At 67.8% G+C, this 16,617-nt stretch carries 6 protein-coding genes; all 6 read left to right on the top strand.

The genetic code is table 11. The features are described from left to right. Nucleotides 1–32: 32 nt before the first annotated feature. Genes ACWEV3_RS12350 through ACWEV3_RS12325 form a run of 6 tightly spaced genes read left to right on the top strand, consistent with a single transcriptional unit; the run spans nucleotide 33 to nucleotide 16,598 of the window. Nucleotides 33–2,573 carry an SDR family NAD(P)-dependent oxidoreductase gene (locus ACWEV3_RS12350; RefSeq protein ID WP_452613915.1) on the top strand — a complete coding sequence of 847 codons (2,541 nt, stop codon included), beginning with the start codon at nucleotides 33–35 and terminating at the stop codon, nucleotides 2,571–2,573. A gap of 37 nt (nucleotides 2,574–2,610) precedes the next feature. Beyond that, complete coding sequence (locus ACWEV3_RS12345; RefSeq protein WP_452613914.1) at nucleotides 2,611–9,747, top strand: beta-ketoacyl synthase N-terminal-like domain-containing protein; 7,137 nt, start codon at nucleotides 2,611–2,613, stop codon at nucleotides 9,745–9,747. Then, nucleotides 9,744–11,309 carry a PfaD family polyunsaturated fatty acid/polyketide biosynthesis protein gene (locus ACWEV3_RS12340; RefSeq protein ID WP_452613913.1) on the top strand — a complete coding sequence of 522 codons (1,566 nt, stop codon included), beginning with the start codon at nucleotides 9,744–9,746 and terminating at the stop codon, nucleotides 11,307–11,309. Before ACWEV3_RS12345 ends, ACWEV3_RS12340 begins: the two co-directional genes overlap by 4 nt. Then, entirely contained in the window at nucleotides 11,306–13,024 is a 1,719-nt protein-coding gene (locus ACWEV3_RS12335; RefSeq protein WP_452613912.1) for an acyl-CoA dehydrogenase family protein, read from the top strand. The genes ACWEV3_RS12340 and ACWEV3_RS12335 overlap by 4 nt, the downstream gene beginning before the upstream one ends. Beyond that, entirely contained in the window at nucleotides 13,021–14,832 is a 1,812-nt protein-coding gene (locus ACWEV3_RS12330) for an acyl-CoA dehydrogenase family protein (protein WP_452613911.1), read from the top strand. Before ACWEV3_RS12335 ends, ACWEV3_RS12330 begins: the two co-directional genes overlap by 4 nt. Then, on the top strand, nucleotides 14,829–16,598 hold the full coding sequence (locus ACWEV3_RS12325) for an acetyl-CoA carboxylase carboxyltransferase subunit alpha (RefSeq protein WP_452613910.1): 1,770 nt from the start codon (nucleotides 14,829–14,831) through the stop codon (nucleotides 16,596–16,598). Before ACWEV3_RS12330 ends, ACWEV3_RS12325 begins: the two co-directional genes overlap by 4 nt. Nucleotides 16,599–16,617 lie beyond the last annotated feature (19 nt).

Here is a 16,617-nt window from a genome sequence, read left to right as displayed (position 1 = left end):
TCCCCGGGATGCCTGAGGTGGGGCCGGAGCAGATGGCTGAGTTGCGGAGTTTGCGTGATATTGCGGGTGTGATTGTTTCGGGCGTGGGCATTGTGGACGCTGGTGCGGGTTCCGTTGTCGGCGTGGAGGAATCGCCTGCGTCCGTTGCGGAGTCAGCGGTCGATCAGGGGGAGTCGATTCCGGGCAGTGATGAGTGGGCGAGCGAGGTCGCAATCCGGCGGGTCGTGCAATCTGAGATCGCCCGGCCGGACGCAAGAGTTGACGCCTTCGTCGACGGCGCGGTCGCTCTCGTTGTTGATCAGGGCGACCCGGCCGCGACTTCCGTTGTCGAGGTACTGGAGGACCGTGGCTTTCGGGTCCGGCTTGTCGTAGGTCCGAATTCGGAATCCACTGAGCCCGGCCATCGGCTCGACCGCTGGGACGCGGCATCAGTCCGCGAACTCGTCCAAGCCACGGCCGAACAGTTGGGACGCCTCGACTGTGTGCTGGTACTCGCGCCTGCCGAGCTGCCTAGCTGGGCCGAGGCCGCTGAAGAGCTGGTGCGCGCCCTCCTCGTCGCCGGAGCTTCCCAGTCGGCTCTGAAGGAGGCAGCAGAGGGACGGCGCGCGGCCTTCTTGGCCGTTCACCGATCCGGAGGGACGGCGGCGGGGACCGCTGTGCTCGACGGGCTAGGCGGGCTTGCGAAGACCTTCGCGATCGAGACGCCGTCGGTGTTCGCTCGTTCGCTCGCATTGGATCTCGGGATCGAACCGCGAGCGGCCGCGGACCTGGTTGTCCGGGAACTCCTCGACGCGTCGGTCGATCCCGTCGAGGTCCGCTACCCGACCACGGATCGCCGGCAGGTGGATCGGGTGGAACCGGGCGGGCCGAATACCGGGCGGCTGACAGTGGACGCATCCGACCTCCTAGTCGTCTCAGGCGGGGCTCGGGGCGTAACTGCTCGGTGCGTGAAGGAGCTGGTGGCGCGATCCGGTGTTGGGGTGCTGCTGCTGGGACGCACCCGCCTCGAGGACGAGCCGGAATGGACTCGGGGGTTGCAGGAGGAGGCGAAGCTCAAGCGGGCCATCGCGGACAGGATCGCAGGAGAGGGCGCGAAACCGACCCCGGTCGATGTCGGCCGACGCTACGAGGCGCTTACCGCGGCGCGGGAAGTCCGGAACACGCTCGAGACCATCTCCGCAGCAGGCGCCCGCGTCGAGTACCTCCAGGTCGACCTCACCGACGCGGCTGCGGTCCGGCAGGCCCTCGCTCCCTACCGCAACGAGATCACCGGGGTCGTACATGGGGCCGGTCTTCTCGCCGACCGACTCATCGCAGAGAAGAATCGCGAGGAGGCGGAGGGCGTGCTCGGGGTGAAGATCGACGGTCTCACCCACATCCTCGACGCGGTGGACGCTGACCGACTGCGCCATCTCGTGCTGTTCTCCTCGGCTGCTGGGCTGTTCGGCAACCGGGGGCAGGCCGACTACGCCATGGCCAACAGCGCGCTCAACGGCATTGCGCGAGCATTCCGCGCCGCGCATCCCCAGTGCCACGCGACTGCGATCAACTGGGGCGCGTGGCACGGCGGGATGGTGTCGGATTCGATCGCGCGCATGTTCCAGGACCGGGGAGTCGAGCTCATCGACCTCGACTACGGTGCTCGGTGCTTCGCTGCGCACTTCAGCCGGGAACGAGGTGGTGACGAAGTAACCCTCGTTGGCCCGGAGGCACCGCTATCGGCCGTGCAGACGATCCGGCCGCCCGTGGCCATGGAGGTTGAGCGGCGCATCGCGGGCATGTCCGCAGATCCCACCATTGCTGATCACAGCATCGGTGGGTACCCGGTGCTACCGGCGACCTTCGCACTCGGAGCTTGCATCCGCGTGGTCGAGGGCATCACCCGAGCCGAGGTTGGTGGTGGCATCGACTTCCGCGTGGAGCGCGGGATCGTCTTCGACGCGGATGCGCCGCGCAGGCTGCGCTTCTCGGTGCGGAACGAGCCGTCGGAGAGCAAAGTGCAGGTCGCAGCACGGGGGCTCACGGGCGGTGATGACGCCGCACCGGCGTACTCGGTCGGGCTCTGCTTGGACGCTTCGAATCGAGAACGACCGCTCGCTGTCGGACTGCCCAGAGCTGGCATTGGCAGGAAGGCCGACGATCTCTACGGATCGTCGTTGTTCCACGGGCCGGCGCTCGCCCACATCACTCGGGTCACCCGGGAGGCGTCCGACGGACTCGCGCTCGAGTGCATGATTCCCGAGGTCCCTCCGCTGCTGGAGGCCTTCCAGGGCTCCCGGTTCGACCCGATGCTCGCCGACCTCATGCTGCAGGCCGCGTTGGTCGCAGTCCACGAGCTCTGCGGCGCGCACAGCCTCCCGATGCGATGGCGGGAATTCCGCACCGTCCGCCGTGCCACACCTGGCCAGCCGGTCGCACTGGTCGTTGAGAAGCCTCCGGTAGGTGACGGTCCGACCTGGGGCCTCGACGTCGCGGCCGCGACGTTCGACGGCGACGTACTCGCACGCTTCTGCGACGTCACGCTCGTCTCCACGCCGGACCTCGCCCGCCGCTTCTTCCCAGAGCGCGCATGAAGGCCAGTTCGCGAGCGGTGACGAGGAGGTGGCAAACATGAGCAAACTGGCCATCGTCGGCGTGTCCTGCATCCTGCCGGGGGCGAGGACGCCGGAGCAGTTCTTCGAGAACTTGCTCGAAGGCCGGGATTCCCGACGTGAGGGTGAAGCCGCGGACTTCGGGATTGATCCCGCAACGCCCGGTGGGTGGGGAGACGACCGGCACGCTGTGACCTCCCGCCGCGGGGGCTTCGTCGACGACGTGGAGATCGACCTCGGCGGTCTGCGTCTTCCGGAGACCTGGTTGCGCAGGCTCGACCGGTCCTTCCACTGGGCGTTGCACGTCGGTCGCGAGGCGATCGCAGATGCGGGCGCCGATCTGGAGGTGCTGTCGGGCGATCGAGTGGGGCTGGTCCTGGGCAACTACTCGTTCCCCACCTGGTCGTCCTGCGAACGGGCGCTGCCCCTCTGGCAGGAGGGAGCGGCAGCCGGCCTGCGCGCGGCCGGGGTGCTCCCGCCACGTTCGGGGCGTCCCCGTCGGCCCGCGACCGACCCGGCCAACTTGCGGGCGTTCGGGCTGCCAGCTCGAGTGGTGGGCGAGGCCCTCGGTCTCCGGGGACCCCAGTTGGCCCTCGACGCCGCCTGCTCCTCTGCGCTCTACAGCCTCAAGCTCGCCGGTGATTACCTCCGCGCCGGACGCGCAGATGTGATGCTGGCTGGCGCGCTCTGTGCTCCCGACCCAGTATTGATGCACCTGTCCTTCTCCGACCTCGGCGCCTACCCGAGCAACGGGGTCAGCCAGCCGTTCGATGCTCGCTCCGACGGGATCATCACCGGGCAGGGCGCCGGAATGTTCGTCGTGAAGCGGCTCGCCGACGCATTGGCCGAAGGCGATCGCATCTACGCCGTCGTCGACGGCATCGGACTTTCCAACGACGGGGCGGGAAGGCACCTCCTCAGCCCGAACGTCGAGGGGCAGTTGGAGGCGTACCGGCTGGCTTACGCGGAGGCCGGTGTCGATCCGCAGGACATCGACTACATCGAGTGCCACGCCACCGGTACCCCGCTCGGCGACAGCACCGAGGCCGATGGTCTGCACCGCTTCTTCAGCAGCCCGCGCCCGGCCTTGGGGTCGGTCAAGGCCAACGTGGGCCACCTGCTGACCGTCGCGGGGTTCTCCAGCGTTCTGAAGTTGATCAAGTCATTGCACGAGGGCGTGATTCCGGCAACGCCAGGTGTGGAGGACGTGATCAACGGTCTGGGGGCGGGGGAGGTCGTCTCCGCTACTCGGGACTGGCCGGTACGCGACGGCGGGCCCCGCCGGGCGGCGGCCTCGGCCTTCGGTTTCGGGGGGACGAACGCGCACCTCGTGCTGTCCTCACCGGAAGAGGAGTCGGACCCGGTGCCACCAGGTGCTGCCTCGGCTCCGGCACCTCGGACAACGCCCATGCTGATCACGGGAATCGGTGTCCACGTGGGAAACATCGATGGCCGGGCGGATTTCGAGCGATGTATGTTCACCGCCCGTCCCTCGTTGGGGCAGGTGCTCCCGAATCGCTGGTACGGGCTGGGGGAATGTTCCGGCGTGCAGGCCGCCGATCGACCAGCCGGCGCCTACTGCGGTTCGTTCGACATCGACCCGCTTTCGTATCGCATCCCGCCCGCGCAGCTGACCGACTTCAACACGCAGCACCTGTTGATGGTCAAGGTCGCCGACGAGGCCTTGACCGATGCCGGGTACCAGCTGCCCGGCTCGCGCTCCGGATCCCCGGCGCGCCAGCGCGTCGGCGTCGTCATCGCGATGGAGATGGAGCAGCACGCCCACGGGCACCGGGCCCGGTTCGACATCGGGGCGCACGTTCGCGATGAGTGCGCGCAGGCAGGGGTGGCGCTCGACAGCGAGGAGATGGCGGCACTCGAGGAGGCCGTGCGCGACGGCATCCACAGCCCGATCGATTCCGGCCAGGTGATGAGCTACATCGGCAACATCATGGCCAGCCGCATCAGCTCCCGCTACGACTTCACCGGCCCGTCGTTCACCGTGGCCTCGGACGGCGCTGGCAGCGCGGCCGCCCTCGACGTGGGTCGCCTTCTGCTCGCCGACCCGTCGATCGATGCCGTGCTGGTCGGTGCGGTAGACCTCGCCGGGGGAGTCGTCGAAGCCGCTGCGGACGATGACGGACCAGAGAGCCCTGCAGCGATAGGTGAGGGTGCCGCCGCCGTTGTGCTCACCCGCGCTGGGGCATCCGGCGAGGCCTACGCATGCCTGGAATCGTTGGCGACGGCCTATCCGCACCATTCGGACCGCCTCATGGGTCAACCCGACGCCGACACCGTGGCCCAGTCCGCCCGCGAAGCCCTCGCAGCGGCAGGTATGAGTGCCGATTCGGTGGGCCTGGTCGAGAGCCGTGCTGCGGTCGACGTCGGGACCGGCGAACTCCTCGGGCTCGAGCGGGTTTACGCCGACGCAGCTGGTGACGAAGCGGCGGGACCAGCGCTTTCCTCACTGGCTCCGCTCGTAGGCGACACGCGGAACCTCGCCGGGCTGCTCGGGGTCGTCAAGGCCGCGTTGGCGGTTTCGACTGGAACCATCCCGCCGCCAGGGCCGCTCCCCGAAGCTGGTGAGGGCACCGAGATGGTTCCCGCGAGCAGTGCTGCGCAGTGGTGGGTGGCGCCTACAGAGCGCCCCTGGTTGCGGCGCACGCCAGAGGACCATCGGGTTGCCGCCGTCAGCATCACCGGCAGTGGAGGGTCGCACGCCCACGCCATTGTCAGCGGGCGAGGTGTCACCGCCCCTGATTCGTCTGTGCTGCGATGGTCGCCCAACGGCCCGCTGGTCCTCCCCGTCCAAGGCGCGGACGCTGAGGACCTGGTGAACGCTCTTGGCGCCCTCCGCGACGAGCTCGCGGGCGCCGTGGAGGTGGCTTCGGTCGTGCAACGGTTCCTCGACGAGCACCGGACCGGCGGACTTACCGCGGTGTTCGTCGCAGACGACGGCGACGGCTTGCGTTCAGAGGTTGACGCCGCGTCTCGCGACCTGCCCAGCAGTCTCGCCGAGGGCCGGATCTGGAACTCGCCGCGAGGGAGCTACTGCACGCCGTGCCCACTGCATGCGCAGGACGTGGCACTGGTCTTCCCCGGGGCGTTCAGCGCGTACCCGACAGCGGCGGCCGACTTGTTCCGGCTGGCGCCCGGGCTCCTCGCGGATTTCGAGTCCTTTGCAGCATCGCCCGATGCCCAGTTCCAGACCGACCGGTTGCACCCGCGTCGGCGGCGCGTCCCGGATCGCCGCACGGCGATGCAGTACGAGGCCGAACTGCTGGATGACATCCCGACGATGCTGGCTGCTGGCACGAATCTCGCGGTCCTGCACACCGAACTGCTGCGCACAGCGCTTGGACTGCCGGTGCGGGGAGCGCTGGGTTACTCGCTCGGCGAGAGCAGCATGCTCTTCGCGCTCGGAGTCTGGGAGGCCGCGGCGCGCGACGACCGTGCGCTGAGGGAGTCTCCTTTGTTCAGCCACCTGCTCACCGGCGCGCGCACCACTGTGCGCAGCGCGTGGGGGCTAGGGGCCGACATCGAGGACGGCCAGGTGTGGTCGTCCTATCTCGTGTTGGGTGACGTCGAAGAGGTCGCCCGGTATGTCGAGCGGACCGACCGGCTGTTCCTGACGCACATCAACTCCCCGACGGAGGCGGTCGTAGCCGGGGCACCCGAGGCTTGCCAGGGCCTGCTCGACGCCCTCGACGTCAGAGGTGCGCGGACCCCCACTCGCCACATCATGCACTGCGACATCGTGCGGCCCCACTTCGACGAGCTGGCGGCGCTGAATTCCCACCCAACGACGATGCCCGCCGGTCTTGAGCTGTTCTCGGCCTTCGACGGTGGGGTGCTCGAAGGAGCGGGGCGCGGGGAACTCTCGCAGCGAATCGCCGAGACGTTGTGCAGAACGGTGGACTTCCCGAAGCTCGTGCGAGCGGCGTACGCGAACGGGCATCGGGTGTTCATCGATGTCGGCCCGGCCGCCAGCTGCACGCGCTGGGTCAGCGAGATCCTCGGCGATCTCCCGCACCTCGCGGTCGCGGTCGATCGCCGGGGCATTTCGACAGCAGACGGCCTCGCACGTGCGGTCGCGATGCTCGCCAGCCACGGCGTGCCAGTCCGGCTCGATCAGCTGCGCCCGCTGACGTCCGAGGCAGTGCGGCGCCGGGTGCGCGTCGAGTGCGGTGGGGAGTCCATCCCGGAGCGGATCGCCCAGCGGGCCCAGGAGGCGCTGGACGGCGCGCGTCCAGGAGACGCTGTCGACGAGCGAGCGCGGACCCAGGTCCTGGAGTCTGTCCCGGCCGCACCGGCAGGTGTCGGTTTCGTCGGTACGGCTTTCATACCGGTACAGCACCAGCCCATCGAGTCGGGCATGAAAGTCAGGACTGAGAGTCCAGTCGCCGCCGCACGAATCGTGACGCAGGAACCTGGGCCGCTGGTGGTTGCCCCGGCGGAGCCCGCTACCGCCCGCGCCGACGTAGCGGCGGGACGCCCAGTCTCGGAGGCCGCTGTCTGGTCCCTGGTCAATGAAAAGCTGCGGACCGGCGTGCGCGCCGCACATGAGAAGTTGCTTTTGTCGCAGAAGATGGCCCAGCTTGCTTCGCTGAACCTGCTCGAACGGGCCGTCAGCGTTGGCGGGTTGGCGGGCGCCGCAACTGACGCATCGGTCGGCGGAGCCCTCGACCCGGCCGTCGCAGACCCGACGCCCGACGCGGTGTGGGGGACCGATGCTGAGCGATCGCCGGAGCCCGCCCGATCAGCAGCGCGCGTGGACCCGCGGATCATCTGGAACCGCGAGGCTCTTTTGGAGTTCGCCACCGGATCGGTGGCCCCGGTGTTCGGCGAGCGGTTCGCCGAGGTCGACTCATATCGGTCCCGGGTGCGACTGCCTGCTCCGCCTTACCTGTTCGTTGACCGCGTGGTCGCTCTCGAGGGTCGAACCGGCGCTTTCGAGCCGTCGTCCATCAGCACTGAGTTCGACATTCCGAAGGATGCCTGGTTCTCGGTGGACGGCCTGGCGCCGCCGGCCGTCACGATCGAGGCTGGACAGTGCGACATGCTGCTCATCAGCTACCTGGGCATCGATCTGCTCAACAAGGGCGATCGCCGCTACCGCCTACTGGACAGCACGCTCGTGTTCCACGGAGACCTGCCTCATGAGGGGCAGACCCTGCGCTACGACATCTCCATCGACAGGTTCGCTTGGAACGGCGACATGTTGATGTTCTTCTTCTCCTACCTCTGCTACGCCGATGGCGAGTTGATCCTCGAGCTGAAGAGCGCCGCAGCTGGATTCTTCACCCAGGAAGAACTCGAAGCATCAGGTGGGGTCCTAGCAGCACCGTCCACTGAGGATCGTCCGCGGGGATGGTTCAAACCCCTCGCCCATACGGATGTGGATCGCCTCGGGGCAGAAGAGCTCGAGGCACTTGCCCGCGGTGAGCGCGCCGCGGTGTTCGGACCGGCTCACGCCCAGCCCGAGGGTGCCAACCGCTCCCTGCGCCTGCCCGACGCCAAGCTCCGGTTGATCGACGAGATCACGTTGATCGACCGCACCGGGGGGCCGCGCGGCTTGGGGCATCTGAGTGCGACGGCCCACCTCGACCCCGAGGGTTGGTACTTCGCCTGCCACTTCATCGACGATCCGGTGCTCGCGGGCTCGATGATGGCCGAGGGTGGAGTGCACCTCCTGCAGGTCTACGCCCTCTCGCTCGGGATGCACCTGTGCTTGCCCGACGCGCGATTCCAGACGGTCCCAGGACTGCGGACCGAGGTGAAGGTGCGGGGCCAGGTAACGCCCGACACCGGCTCGATCCGCTACGAGGTCGACATCGAGGACCTCACCTTGGTCCCGCGGCCGACCGTGATCGCGAACATCACCGTTCACGACGACACGGGCAAGCCCATCGTGAGCATGCGCAACTTCGGGGTGCAGCTGCGGGAGAAGGAGGGGACCCCGTACCGCCCAGATGCTGGCGGCATCCCTCCATTCCTGGGACGCCGCACGCACGACGGGCGCGACGTGATGATCAACGAAATGCACCTCGCCCACGCCGCACGCGGGGACCTCGGCACCGCGATGGGACCTGAGTTCGACGTCTACCACGACCACCGCGCGCCGCACATCCCCAACGGCGACTTCCAGTTCGTCGACCGGATCGTGGAGATGACCGGAGAGCGCGGGACCTTCAGCGGTGGCGAGACCATGATCACCGAATACGACGCGGCTGCGGACTCCTGGTACTTCCGGGAGACCAACCCGCACATCACGCCGAACTGCGTGCTCATGGAGACCTCGCTGCAGGCGGCCATTCTGCTGGGCTACTACCTCGGAGTCACGCTCGGCACTCCGGAGGAGTCGTTCAGCATCCGCAACCTCGATGGCAAGGCCCGGCTGCTGCGCGAAGTCGACCTGCGCGGCAAGACGATCGAGCACCGCACCACCATGCTGTCCTCCGGGTCCTACATGAACTCGATCCTCCAGAGGTTCTCCTACGAGCTCTGCGTCGATGGTGAGCCCTTTTACGCCGGCGAGTCGCTGTTCGGCTACTTCACCGCCAGCGCCCTCGAGAACCAGGTCGGGCTCGACAACGGTGCAGCGGTGCCCTCCTGGCTGGAGAGCGACGGCGCAGGCCACGAGGCCGTCGAAATCAGCGCCGACGAGTACCGCAGGCTGATCCTGGTGGAGCGGCACGATTCGCCGGTCGACCACTTCCCGCTGCTCGACCGCGCGCGAGTTGTGCTCAACGGCGGCCGCCAGGGCCTGGGCTATGCCTGGGCGTGCCGTCGCATCGTGCCGGACGAGTGGTTCTTCGACTGCCACTTCCACCGCGACCCGGTCATGCCCGGGTCGCTCGGCGTCGAGGCCATGCTGCACGCCCTGAAGCTGATCGTCCTGCGGGGCGGTCTCACCGAGGGAGTGCTCGACCGGCCGGTCTTCCACGTCCCGGTCGATGTCGAGATGTCCTGGCGGTACCGCGGGCAGGTCCTGCCCGACGACGGCGAGACCCGCCTCGAGGTTCATGTCACCGAGATCCGCCCCGAGGCCGACAGGTTCGTCGTCATCGCGGACGGCCACCTGTGGAAGGGCGACCTTCGCATCTACGAGATCGGTGGGCTCGCTGTCGAGGCCCGTGAAGGAGGATTGCGATGACCGTTGTGGAGAATCCCCTGACCGCGGTCGACTGCGTTGCACCGGTCGCCGACGTGGAAGGGGTGCGAGCCCTCCTCGGCGACACCGACCGCCCTTGCTACGTCGTCGACGATGACGGAACGATTGGACTCACTGCGGTCCCCGCCCCGCGGCACACCCTGCTTGCCGTTGCTGGTCCGCTCCCACCAACGCAACTGGGATCGGCCGCGTTCCGCACCGCACACGGAACTGACCTGGCCTACATGGCCGGCTCGATGGCGGGTGGTGTTGCGTCCGAAGATCTGGTGATCGCGATGGCGCGCGAAGGGCTGCTCGCTTCCTTCGGCGCAGCCGGCCTGATCCCGGATCGCATTGAGCGTGCATTGCAGCGATTCATCGCAGAGGTTCCGGACCGGCCGTGGGCCTGCAACCTCATTCACAGCCCCCATGAAATCGAGCTCGAGCGCGCCACTGTAGACCTGTGCTTGCGTTACGGGGTGCGTTGTGTCGAGGCCTCGGCCTTCTTCGACGTCACCCCGAGCATCGTGCGGTACCGGGTCGCCGGGCTGCGCCGCGGGCCTGACGGGGTGCCAATCGCCGAGAACCGGGTGATAGCCAAGGTCTCCCGGGATCAGGTGGCCCAGCGGTTCCTAGCGCCGCCCCCGTCCGAGATTGTTACCGGTCTTCTTGCTGAGGGGGCGATCACCGCCGAGCAGGCCGAGCTCGCGATGCTGGTGCCGATGTGTGATGACCTCACGGCGGAGGCGGATTCTGGAGGGCACACCGACCGCCAGCCGTTGGCGGTTCTGCTGCCGGCCATGCTGCGTCAACGTGACCGGAGCGGCGCCCACTGCGTCCGTGTTGGCGCAGCGGGGGGCCTCGGAACACCGGCAGCGGTGTGGTCGGCGTTCGCTGCGGGTGCTGACTACGTGGTCACGGGATCGGTCAACCAGTCCTGTTGCGAATCGGGCACCTCCGACGCGGTCCGCGCCCTGCTCGCAGAGGCTGAGCCGACCGACTGCGACATGGCCCCGGCGGCGGACATGTTCGAGCTCGGCGTCCAACTGCAGGTCCTGAAACGGGGAACATTCTTCCCGATGCGGGCGAAGAAGCTCTACGCGCTCTACGCGTCGCACGCTTCGCTTGAGGACATCCCGGCCCTCCAACTCGAGCACCTCGAGACCAAGATACTCGGCCAGTCAGTCGACGAAGTCTGGGCGCAGTGCGAGGAGTACTTCAGCCGTCGCGACCCCACCCAGCTCGAAAGGGCGCGAAATGCGCCGAAGCGCCGGATGGCTTTGGTGTTCCGGTGGTACCTGGGTATGGCCTCGCGGTGGGCAAGTGTCGGCGAAGCGGACCGGGTGCAGGATTACCAGATCTGGTGCGGGCCCTCGATGGGTGCCTTCAACCAGTGGGTAGCGGGCACCCCGCTTGCGCACCCGGCCGGACGCGAAGTTGCCACCGTTGCGCGTGAGCTTATGCACGGCGCCGCTGTCGCTGGCCGTATTTGCGCGCTTCGGGCAGCAGGCACAGTCCTGCCCGCTGGGGTTGAGCACCGGCCGGGAGGAGGTCGGTCCTCGTGACTAGGACGGCGCCCCACGTCGCGGAGATCCTTGACGCTGCCCTCGGTGACGCCACGGACGAGGCGAACATCTTCGGGTTCCATGAGGGCTTAGTGCGCGATGAAGCTGGCGAGTTCCCTGAGGCATTTCGGGCCGAGGTCGCCGACCGAGCCGGACTGCACCTCGGGTTTCTTCCGCGGACCGTCGGTGGCACAGGGGTGCCGCTGGACGCGATGATGTTGCAGGTCCGGGTGGCCGCCCGCCGTGACCTCGCGGTGATGCCTGCGGCGATGTTCAGCATCACCGCCGCGACCTGCGTGGTCCTGGCTGGCTCGGTCGAACAGGTCCGTCGGGTGGTCGCGCTGCTGGACGCCGGCACTCCAGTCGCCTTCGCCCTTTCCGAGCCTGCACATGGGGCCGACGTGGTTTCGGGCCAATGCCGCGCGGCCCTCGATAGCGAGGGGGAGGACCCTGTTCGGCTCGACGGCGAGAAGTGGATGGTCGGTCTTGGGCACCGAGCCGGAGCCGCATACGTCGTCGCGCGGACCGGTGAGCGCGGGCCAGCGGCGTTCAGCGGCTTTCTGCTCAGCGCCGACGACCTGGCCGCTGTCCGGTCGCACAGCGAGCCCATCGTCTGCATGGGCATGCGGGGTATCGACTTCGCCCGGTACGAGTTCCGCGGGTTGGAGGTCCCCCGTGATCGACTGGTGGGGGAGGCCGGTCGTGGCCTCGAAGTGGCCATGCGGGCGCTGCAAGTCGTCCGGATCGTCGGAAGCGCTGCCAATCTCGCATGCACGGATAGCGCGCTCCGGCTCACGCACGAGTACGGCCGGAGCCGTGAGGTGGCTGGCAAGCCGTTGCTCGATCATCCCCGCCCGCGTCGGGCATTCGCGACGGCGATCTCAGCACACCTCGCCGCCGACGTCGCGAGCGTAGTGGCGGGGCGGGCGCTGCAGGTCTGCCCGCCGTCGGTCTCGCACTGGTCCGGCGTCGTCAAACGAGTCGTCACGGATGCGACCGACACCGTGGTCAGGCAATGCGGTGACCTGCTCGGCACGTGGTCGGTGGTGCGCGAGGGCGTAGGCGCGCTGTTCGACAAGGTCCGGCGAGATGCCGAGGTGCTGCGGTACGTCGACACCGGGCCGGAGGCCACCTCGCGGGTTCTATCCGGGCAGATCCCCGCTTTGCTCAGGAACCTCGAAAATCCTTCGGCCGGTGCGCGCGAGCGAGTTGAGGCGGTGCACGACTTGGGGGCAGAGCCCCCCGACTACGACCCCACCGAGTTGCGAATGGCATCCCGTGGCCCGGACGACGTTCTCTCGGTGTTCGCGACCGACGAAGCTCATCTGCTGCGCTCCGTCCCGGACGAGCTCGTGCCGTGGATCGAGGAACTCGCCCGGAAGGTCAGCGAGCTCCGCCTCGTGGCGATCACGCCGGGAGTGGACCTCGTGGAAGTGGCGGATACGTTCGCCGCGCTGCACGGAGCGGCCAGTGCTGTGCACCTCTGGCGCCTCAACCAGGACCGCTCGCTCTACGGCACCGAACCGGGTAGCACGGTTTGGTTGCGAGCGGTGTTCACCCATCTATTCGCGATTGTGGATCGGGCTTGGCCGCGGCTGGCTGACGATCTCGCCGAGGGAATCGCCGCTAGTGGCCGCTCGCTCATCGATGACGGTGCACTGCTCACGATGCTCCCGGTCCGCCTGGCCGAGGCCAAGACGTGGAGCCCGGTATGACTGATGTCCGCAACGTGGAAAAGCTCGCCGCCGACCTCGAGAAGCACCTCGGAGCGCCCCAGGACCTCGCGTCAGTGGTTGGCTGGGCGACCGCACTCGACCACGACGACCGTGAGGCCTTCCACCACGAGGGCATGGCTCACCTGCAGGAATGGGGGTTGCACGAGTACCAGGTTCCGGCCACTCACGGCGGCCGCGCAGTCGATGTTCAGGACAGCTTGGAACTCTTCCGGCTCGTGGCACGACGCGATCCATCCCTGGCCACGTCGCTCGCGACTACCAGCCTGAGCTTCATGCCGGTCTGGGTGGCGGGCACGGACGCGCAGAAAGAGCAGTGGGTCAAACGGATTTGTCACGGAACCGCCATGTCTTGGGGGCTCTCCGAAGCCGCGCACGGCAGCGACATCGTCGCTGATGAGACCAGGGCAGAGCTGGTCGACGGTGGCTACGTCATCAACGGTGAGAAATGGCCGATCGGCAACTCCGCGATCGGCGAGGTCATCGCGGTCTTCGCCCGCACCGGAGAGCGGGTTGGTCCGGCGGCCTTCTCGATCCTCATGGTCGACCGGCGATCCTGTCCAGCGTCGGCTGTGCGGCCCCGCGAGCGAATTCGGCTGCACGGTTTGCGTTCCATCGATAACGGCGGTGTCGCCTTCGTCAACTGCCGAGTTCCTGATTCGGCACGCATTGGCGCCGAGGGCGCGGGTATGGAGATCGCGGTCAAAGCGGCCCTAGCGGTGCGGGCGCTCGCTCCGGCGATGGCCCTCGGCTGCGTCGACAGCGGGCTGCGTCTGACCCTCGACTTCGTCTCGACCCGGATGCTTTTCGGCGAGACCGTGATCGAGGTGCCCTACACCCGCCGACAGCTCGTCGACGCATTCGCTGATCTGCTGGTTGCCGATGCCGTGGCTACGGGCGCGGTGCGCGCGCTGCAAGCGGCACCGGATCAGGTGAGCATAACTTCGTCGGTGTCGAAGTACCTCGTCCCTACGATGCTCGAGGCCACGATGGGCACGCTCTCGACGGTGCTCGGCGCGCGCCACTTCGTCAGAAGTGACCCGCACTACGGGGTGTTCCACAAGTTCGTCCGCGATTTGTGGATCTCCCACTTCGCCGAGGGCAACGTCGTGGTGAACCTCAAGAACATCGTGTCGTCGCTGCGGGAGCTCACCAAGGCACCAGCTGAGGTCGACGCCGAAGTTCGAGACGCGGCGGCCGGACGCAGTGCGGTCATCTACGACTTCGACGCCACCCTGCCCCAGTTCGAACCGGCCCGGCTGCAGATGCGAAGCCGGCACGGTGACGACGTGGTCACGGCGATGCCAGGCGTACTCGATGCGCTCGAGGCGAGAGCTGAGGCCTCGGACCGGTCCACTTCTGGCGCGCGCGGGTCGGCAGACCACCTGCGGGCAGCGGTTTCCCTCGGACGTCGGTTCGTTGAACGCCTTTCGGTGCTGCGCCGCGAGGTCGAGGAGCTCGCCGAACGGTACGGTTCGCCCTGGCCACGCTCCGACGAGGCTTACCGTCGGGCCGAGGACTACGCGGTGCTGCACGCGGCCGCCGCCGTTGTGGCCCTCGCCGCTCACAGCGCAGAGTCTTTGCCCAACGGCGGGATCGACCCAGCAGTCCTGCTTGTGTGCCTTGGGCGACTGTGGGAGCGGTTCGAGCCCGGCGGGCGCGTTGTGAGTGCCGACGCTGTCGCTTCAGCTGCCGCGGTGATGTTGCGCCTGCACCGCGAAGGTCGTCTGTTCTCCCACCGCCAGCTTGCCCTTGCAGAGGGTTCGACCCCGAGAGGAGAGCGGTCATGAGAATCGTTTCCCGCGATCCAGCCACCGCCGAGACCGCGTTACCACTCCAACCGGTTTCGGAGGATGGTGCCATCGTGCCGGCGCTGGGGACGAGCGCGCTGCCCACTCCAGGGAACAGCCCCGACGCAGTTTCATGGATTCACTGCGCATCCTGCGGTGACTACGTCTACATCAAACGCCTTCGCCGATCCGGTGGCGTATGCCCCGCGTGCGGCCATCACCACCGGCTCTCGGCGGCAGATCGGCTGGCCCACCTGCTCGATCCGGGCTCGATCCGCGTCGTGCCCGGGTGGGCGCACACCGACGACGTCCTGGGCTTCCGCGACACCCGCGACTACCGGGAGCGCCTGGACGAGGCACGAGAACGCGTTGGCCTCGACGACGCTGCGGTGGCGGTGCGAGGGACGATCGGAGGGCAAGAGGTTGTGGTCGTCAGCCTCGACTTCCGATTCATGGGGGGCAGCATCGGTGCTGGAGTCGGCGAGTTGGTGGTAGCCGGCGCCGAGCACGCTGTAGCCCACCGGCTCCCGCTGTTGCTCATCAGCTCTTCGGGCGGAGCCCGGATGCAGGAGGGCACGACCTCGCTGATGCAACTCGCGAAGACGGCCCAGGCCATTTCTGCGGTCCACGAGAGCGGGATGCTGTGCGTCAACCTCAACACCGACCCCACTTTCGGCGGTGCGACGGCGTCGTTCGCGATGCTCGGCGACGTCATCGTGGCAGAGCCAGGCGCTCGGATCGGCTTCGCCGGGCCGAATGTCATCCGCCAGACCATCCGCGACGAGCTACCCCCGGGGTTTCAAACCGCCGAAAAGCTTCTCGAGCAAGGACTGATCGATGATGTCGTCCCCCGTGATTCCTTGGTTTCCTGGATCACGACCCTCTTGCGCCTGCACCGGACGGTTGCTCACCCACCCCTGCCCACCACAAAGGAGCGGGCTGTGGTGACGGATCTCGGTGAGTTACCCGAGCTCGACGCGCGTACCGTGCTCACCCTCTCGCGCGATGCAGGGCGGCCGACAACCCTGGACTACATCACGTCCCTCCTTGACGAGTTCATTGAGCTCCACGGCGACCGCCAGATCGCTGACGATCCTGCCCTCATCGGTGGTGTCGGCGCGTTCCGGGGTGTCCCAGTGGTTGTCCTCGGGCACCAGAAGGGCATCGACACCGCGAGCCGGATCACGCACAACTTCGGGATGCCGCAGCCCTCGGGCTACGCCAAGGCACGCCGCCTGTTAAGGCACGCTGAGAAGTTCGGTATGCCTGTGCTGACCTTTGTCGACACTCCAGGCGCCTATCCCGGTCTGGAGGCCGAGGAATTCGGCCAAGGATACGCCATTGCCACAGCAATCATGGAGATGGTGCGGGTCGCAGTACCGGTGGTCAGCGTCGTCACCGGCGAAGGTGGAAGCGGTGGGGCGCTGGGTATTTCGGTCGCCGACCGCTTGCTGATGCTGGAGAACTCCTATTTTTCGGTGATCAGTCCGGAGGGCGCCTCGACGATCCTGCACGGCACTCCGGACAAGGCCGTCGAGATCGCTGAAGCACTGGGCATCACCAGCACCCGCTTGCTCGAACTCGGGATCGTCGACGCCGTCGTACCGGAGCCGGAGGGGGGCGCAGGGGCCGACCCGCGGTGCGCCATCCAGAGCGTCGGGGCGGCCTTGGCCTGGGCGCTCGACGACGTCATGGGCATCGACCGTGACGAGCTGATGCGCCAGCGCGAGCAGCGGTACAACGATTTCGGCCGCCTGGCCGAGTGAGATGAGCTGGGAGGACCCA

Source organism: Saccharopolyspora sp. NPDC003752, assembly GCF_053605825.1.
Note: the sequence above shows the minus strand (reverse complement) of the source record. Positions and strands in the feature narration are given on the sequence as shown.

Excerpts from the sequence above, each read along its gene's own strand:
- ACWEV3_RS12350 (WP_452613915.1), top strand. The coding sequence starts at position 33 with ATGGCTGAGTTGCGGAGTTTGCGTGATATTGCGGGTGTGATTGTTTCG.
- ACWEV3_RS12340 (WP_452613913.1), top strand. The coding sequence starts at position 9,744 with ATGACCGTTGTGGAGAATCCCCTGACCGCGGTCGACTGCGTTGCACCG.
- ACWEV3_RS12325 (WP_452613910.1), top strand. The coding sequence starts at position 14,829 with ATGAGAATCGTTTCCCGCGATCCAGCCACCGCCGAGACCGCGTTACCA.
- ACWEV3_RS12330 (WP_452613911.1), top strand. The coding sequence starts at position 13,021 with ATGACTGATGTCCGCAACGTGGAAAAGCTCGCCGCCGACCTCGAGAAG.
- ACWEV3_RS12345 (WP_452613914.1), top strand. The coding sequence starts at position 2,611 with ATGAGCAAACTGGCCATCGTCGGCGTGTCCTGCATCCTGCCGGGGGCG.